We start from the raw sequence: 5933 nt of genomic DNA, 5'->3' as shown, positions 1-5933 counted from the left end.
CTGTCAGAAGGGCGTCAAGGTCTTTGGTCACACACTGATCCTCGACGCCCTTCGTCTTGCCCGCAGGCGTTTCAGGGATTTCCCATCAACGATCTAGGGGCCGACACCGCAAACGCGGGCGGAATCTGAGAGAACGCCTGCGGTGGTGGCGTGGGTCGGTCATGGCCGTGGTCCTGTGCGGCCCCACCCGGCCACGCCGTCCGATCGCCGACTCCGAGGACCGAAAGCACCGGGAACCGTCGCGCTCCTCGCGTCCACGGACCCTGCCCGACCGCCCTCCCGGCGCACAGGAGACGTCGGCTCGCAGCCCGCTGGGCGCCGGTCACGAGCCCGTGCCCGCGCCCGGACCGGTGTGTGTTCCCCGCCCCCGACCGCCGCACCCCTCCGAAGAAGGCTGGTGTGTGGACGACGACGGGGTGCGTGGGGTGCGGCCCTACCTGTTCGGCGGCCCGGAGCGCCCCCGGGGTCGCGGTCCGTGCACCGTGGTCACCGAAGAACCGGGGGAGTTCGACGACCTCACCGTTCTGGTGCGCACCTGGTTGGGCACGGCCACCTGAGCCCCACTCGACCATCACCATCGGCGCGACCGGACCGATACCGGCGACGGTGGCAGGAGCTACCGGGATCGGCGTTCGGACACGCGGGATCGATGGCGGGCGCAGGGACCACGGTGGTCTTCTGGGTCCGCCTTCGAGTCGTGTCGTTCCGCGTTCACGTCGCCGGCGAGGTTTCACGACCGAACGCCCGGGCAGCCTGAGGCGCGCCAGAGAAGGTGCCGGGACGCATCACCCGGAGAACGTGAAAGCGAGGTGGGTTCCCTGAATTCGCGTGAGCCGAAGGAAGCCGTGATCGCTCGATGCGCCAAGAGCCGTGGTCTCCTCCCGTTGGGGTACGAGAGGTTCCCCGACCAGCCCACCACGTCCGACTGGTGGGCCTTCATCGCTGGGCTCTCGATCCCCTCCCTGGGACTGATGGGAATCGCCGCGTGGAGCGCCTCCCAGGGTGAGATCGGTGGCGCCGTGGGAGCCGCCGTCCTCGGCGGGGTGGCGTTCCTCGTCCTCGTGGCCCCGAAGATCGTCCTGCTGATCCGGATGAGGCGGCGGTCGCGTGGTGCCCCTCCTCCCTCCGTGTGAGGGCGAAGGTGCTCCGGCTCGTCCCCGTGTCACCCCGGAATCCCTCCCCTCGGCGCTCTGGGTTACATGTCCTTCTTCTGGAGGGACAGCGTCGGGGGACTCATCCTGAGTCTGGTTCTGGTGACCTTCTGTGTTCTCTTCATGGCCCTGCCGAAGTTCTCTCTTCTTTCCGTCATGAAGAAGGGCGATGTATGAGTGCGACCGCGCTTTGGGAGCCTCGGTCCACGACCATGGTCGCACCCTGAAAGGAAGTCACCCTTTGCCGAACGAGCGCAGCGGTGGAGAGGGTCGCCCTGATCTGATCGAGCGGTTGGCGCGATCCAGTTTTCTTTCTTACAGTCCTCGTCGAAAATTTCCGGAGCGTCCGACCCGGCGGCAGTGGATCGACATTATTATCGGTGTGTCCTTGTCCTTACTCGTGCTTCTGGGGCTGACCGTCTTTGCCTATGTTCGAGGGCAGTACCTCGGGGTCGCCGTATTCTCCGTGTTCTCGATGCTGTATTTCTCGATCTGGATCCTTCCCATGGTCATCCTCTCTTTCAGACTGAGAAAGCCTCGGGAATGAGGCGTGTCCGGGTGTGCTGGCCGCACGTGGTCGGGGCGTCATGGAAGCGGGTGCCGCTGGTCGTGCTCGTGAGGTGTGATCTCGGAGTCGCCGCGGGTGAGGGCGTGGGCGCCGGCCCGGGCCGGAGGGAGCGGCGCAGCCGCCGGTCACGTGAGGAGAGGGTACGATCGCAACATCGGCCGAAGGGTCGGATTTCATCGAAAGGCTCGCCAAGAGCCGGTTCTTTCTTCCCACGTCTCATCGCCAGCTTCCGGAATTCCCTTCGAGGGTGGAGCAGTTCGCTCTGAGCTGGGGATGGCCATCCCCGCTGTTCTGATACCGGCGTTCTCCGCTGTGGCTTATCACCAGGGCTACGAACGGGGATCCTATGCGCTGATCGTCTTCGCCGTCGGTCATGTGTTGAGGGCCGTCGTGCCCGAGGTGGTGTGTTTTCGTCGATCGGCACGGAAGGAATGATCCGCGCGGCAGATCGTGAAGGCGGGCGGCTTCCGAGACGGGCCCTCACCCGTCCACGGTGGCGAACGTCCAGGTCATGGTGATGCGCTGCGCCGGGGAACTGCTCACCGCGGCGAGGCCGCCCTCTCCGTCCACATACAGAACGCGCATCGACTGATCCGGCTGGTGGCCCAGCAGGTCATCCTCGACCCCTTCCCACGAGTCCTCACCCAGGGCCCAGAGCCTCGGTGTCAGGGGATCCGCGCCCAGGTCGACGCGTGCGGCACTCGGCCCGTGCCCGGCGAGGTACCAACGGCCGTCGACCTCGCTCACGGCCGACACGGTGCCGGTCTCAGGGAAGTCGAAGGGGCCCACTTCGTCTTCGAGGCCGGACGCGTCGGCCGTACGAACCCGGTAGGCACGGTCGGAGTCGTCACCGCTCCTGCTCAGCACCATGACGCCGTCCACGCCGTCGTGCAGCACCTCCACGACCTCGCCGGTGGGGATCTCGCCCAGGGGGCGCCACCGCAGATCGGCGTCGTCGGCGTACCAGACCGTGTGCCCGTCCGCGGAGGCGCCGGTCAGGGCGACGAGGCCCTCACCGGTCGAGGCGATCGAGAAGGGATCGCCGCCCGCCGGCACCGACACCTCCTCCCATTCGCATGCGGCCGGGTCACAGCGGTGCATGGTGAACTCGCCGAGCTGTGACGTGGTGACCAGAGCGGTGTCGGTGCCCTCGACGCGGGCAACGGCGGCGTCCGCCGTCATGATCGCGCTGGGTCCGTCCGCCGGGCTGATCTCGTTGCTGCGGAGTGTGGCCGGCAGGGTGACGGGTTCACCACCGCTGGTCCGGTCGCCGGTGGTGAGGTCGGTGCCCGTCCACGTGAGGGGGTTCTCGGTGGTGTCCTTGTCCTCCATCTCGGTCTGCCGGGACTCGAAGGCCACCGCCACCCAGGGGGCGCCCTCACCGCCGGGCAGAGCGGCGACCGCCGCGGGGTCCGCCGTCGCAGGAGCCTCCAGGGAGACGTCGACACGGGCGCGGCCCACCAGGTCGGAGGCGGTCCTGGGCTCATCGATCAGCAGGCCGTCGCCTTCCGACGTCAGACGCAGGGGTGTGGAGCCATCGCTCCACCAGGCGGGGAAGATGTACGCGTCGGTGTCCTCGTGCAGGATCGCGGTGAGGGTCGCGGCGAGCTCGTCCTCCGCGGCGCTGGGGCGTGCGGACCGCCACCACGCCAGTGAGGCCAGCAGAGCGACCACGACGACGCACGCGCTCACGATCAGCCATCGCCGCTTCATCGCAGACCTTCCGTCGAACATCCGCCCCGATTGTAGGGCGGCGACGATGCCGCTCGTGGACCGGAGTGGTCGCAGTGGGGCCGGTGATGGCCCCGGCTCGCCCGCACACCACGGATCAGTGGGTCGGGCCCCGATCGGCGCGCGCGATCTCCTGAACCGGGCTGCCGCTCCAGGCCGGCAGTGAGGATCATGAGTGGGAGGTGCGCTGCTGCGGCCGGGCAAGAGAATCGCGTCGCTGATCCTCATCAGCCCAAGGCTCGCGCTCCAGCGCATCGCCAGGAAGGGACGGAACGAGAAGGGTCCACTCGCCGGCGGAGCATGCATGGTCATCGGCCACATCGAGCGGAATGCCCGCGTCGACCCTCGTCCCACCGGCTGCCCGACCTCCCTGGGTACCGCGTCCCTCGGGATCGATGTCCGCCACGGCTTACCGACCACAGATGGGCCGCCCCGACACGGGCGTAGGTCGGGCACGACGTCACGGGGAAGCGAGGACGGCCGGTGTCGCCACCCGGCCGGTGGCCCACGCTCGGCGGAGGCGTACGGGGGAGGGGCGGGGTGCGGAGCCGCGCCGGAGCGCGGGCGGCGCGCGCCCGTTACGGCGTGGTCTGGATCTTCTCGCCGTCGAACTCCGCGACGGAGCTCAGCACTCGGGTCGCGGCGGTGTCCATGTGCGCGACCATGGCCTCGTTCGCCTTGACGGCGTCGTTGCCCTCCAGCGCGTCGAGGACACGTGCGTGTTCCTCGATGGCGATACGCGCGTCCTCCTCCTTGGCCACACCTCGATCGACCCAGACCCGGAGCAGGGCGCGCACGCTCTGCAGCACGTTGGCCAGGGCGATGTTCTGGGACGCGGCCGCGAGTTCCTGGTGGAAGCGGGCGTCGGCCTCCACGAACGCGTCGCGGTCGCCCAGGTCGGCGTTCTCGCGCATGGTGGCCAGATGCCCACGGAGCCTGCGGACGTCGTCGGGGCCGGCGTTGAGCGCCGCCAGCCGTGCGGCCAACACCTCCAGGGAGGTGCGGATCTCCGTGAGGTCGGCGGTGTTGCGGGTACCCAGCATCAGGCCCCAGCTCAGGGTGCGAGGCAGCAGTTCCGAGGAGCCCGAGCGCAGGTAGGTGCCGGATCCGGGACGGACCTCGACGACACCGAGGATCTCCAGGGCGGCGAGCGCCTCACGCACCGCAGAGCGCCCGGTTCCCAGCGTTTCGGCGAGCTTCCGTTCTGAGGGAAGTCTGGCGCCTGGGGCAAGATCCCCGGCGGTCAAGTAGCTGAGCAGTTCCGAAGCCACGGCCGCCGTGGGGGTGGTGGCGCGGATGGCCGAGAGACGACCACTGAACTCGGAGTCCGGGTCGGTCGGGTTGCTGGGCATGGTGGTCAGCCTAGCGCACCAAAATTGGTCAACCGGTTGACATGTTCGTTGAATCTTGATTTCTTGGGGCTCCACAACAGCTCTGACCGGCGCTGTTGAGGAACCTGACCACGGGAGATCGCCGGATGACCCGTCTGTTCAACGCCCCCGACGAGTTCGCCGACGAACTCGTCGAAGGTCTCGTCGCCGCCCATAGGGATCGACTTCGCGCCGTCCGTGGCGGGGTCGTCAGGGCCGACGAACCCACGCCGGGCACCGTGGCCGTCGTCATCGGTGGCGGGTCGGGCCACTACCCCGCCTTCGGGGGGCTGGTGGGGCCGGGACTCGCCGACGCCGCGGCCATGGGCAACCTCTTCTCCTCCCCGTCGGCCCGCCAGATCCACTCCGTGGCCCGGGCCGCGGAACGCGGCGGCGGTGTGCTCCTCACCTACGGCAACTACGCGGGCGACGTTCTCCAGTTCGGCCTGGCCCAGCAACGCCTGCGATCCGAGGGCATCGCCTGCGAGATGGTCCCGGTCACCGATGACATCTCCAGCGCACCGGCGTCCGAACGAGCCGAACGCCGCGGCATCGCGGGTGACCTCGTCGTCTTCAAGGCGGCCGGCGCCGCCGCCGCGCACGGGGCCTCGCTCGCCGAGGTGACACGCGTGGCGGCCAAGGCCAACGACCACACGCGCTCCTTCGGTGTCGCCTTCAGCGGATGCACGCTGCCCGGTGCCACCGAGGCCCTGTTCACGGTCCCGGCGGGCCGTATGGCCGTGGGCATGGGCATCCACGGGGAGCCCGGTCTCGGAGAGACCGAGGTGCCGAGCGCGGATGACCTGGCCGAACTCCTCGTCGACCGGCTCATCGCGGAACGGCCCTCCAGCGCCGGCGGATCCTCGCGGGTGGCCCTGATCCTCAACGGTCTGGGCTCGGTGAAGTACGAGGAACTCTTCGTGGTCTACCGCAAGGTCGACCGGCTGCTCGCCGGGCACGGGCTCGCAGTGGTCGAGCCCGACGTCGGCGAACTCGTCACCAGCTTCGACATGGCCGGCGTCTCCCTCACCCTGACCTGGCTCGACGAGGAGTTGGAGCGGCTGTGGCGCAGCCCCGCCTCCTCTCCCGCCTACCGCAAGGTCCCCGTCACCG

Annotated in this window: 6 protein-coding genes; 4 read left to right on the top strand and 2 right to left on the bottom strand. The window is 68.9% G+C overall.

Annotated elements, in window-relative coordinates; translation table 11 throughout:
- Positions 1-401: 401 nt before the first annotated feature.
- The 3 genes from DSY14_RS26450 (at position 402) to DSY14_RS26440 (ending at position 1698) form a co-directional block, all read left to right on the top strand.
- Positions 402-557: a hypothetical protein gene (locus tag DSY14_RS26450; protein ID WP_211719333.1), complete on the top strand. Its 156-nt coding sequence runs from the start codon at positions 402-404 to the stop codon at positions 555-557.
- A 288-nt stretch (positions 558-845) separates the two neighbouring features.
- Positions 846-1133: a hypothetical protein gene (locus tag DSY14_RS26445; protein WP_211719332.1), complete on the top strand. Its 288-nt coding sequence runs from the start codon at positions 846-848 to the stop codon at positions 1131-1133.
- A gap of 259 nt (positions 1134-1392) precedes the next feature.
- On the top strand, positions 1393-1698 hold the full coding sequence (locus tag DSY14_RS26440) for a hypothetical protein (RefSeq protein WP_211719331.1): 306 nt from the start codon (positions 1393-1395) through the stop codon (positions 1696-1698).
- 501 nt (positions 1699-2199) lie between these two features.
- On the opposite strand, the gene DSY14_RS26435 is transcribed toward DSY14_RS26440, so the two are convergent.
- Positions 2200-3432 carry a hypothetical protein gene (locus tag DSY14_RS26435; protein ID WP_211719330.1) on the bottom strand — a complete coding sequence of 411 codons (1233 nt, stop codon included), beginning with the start codon at positions 3430-3432 and terminating at the stop codon, positions 2200-2202.
- A gap of 596 nt (positions 3433-4028) precedes the next feature.
- Positions 4029-4802 (bottom strand): FadR/GntR family transcriptional regulator, encoded by a 774-nt coding sequence (locus DSY14_RS26430; protein WP_211719329.1) that lies wholly within the window; start codon positions 4800-4802, stop codon positions 4029-4031.
- Between the two features lie 125 nt (positions 4803-4927).
- Here DSY14_RS26430 and DSY14_RS26425 point away from each other — a divergent pair.
- Positions 4928-5933: dihydroxyacetone kinase family protein (locus DSY14_RS26425; RefSeq protein ID WP_211719328.1), on the top strand; the 1006-nt coding region annotated here is incomplete at its 3' end.

This window comes from Nocardiopsis sp. MG754419 (genome assembly GCF_018207095.1).
Taxonomy (GTDB): Bacteria; Actinomycetota; Actinomycetes; order Streptosporangiales; family Streptosporangiaceae; genus Nocardiopsis.
This window is presented reverse-complemented; position numbering and strand designations above follow the sequence as displayed.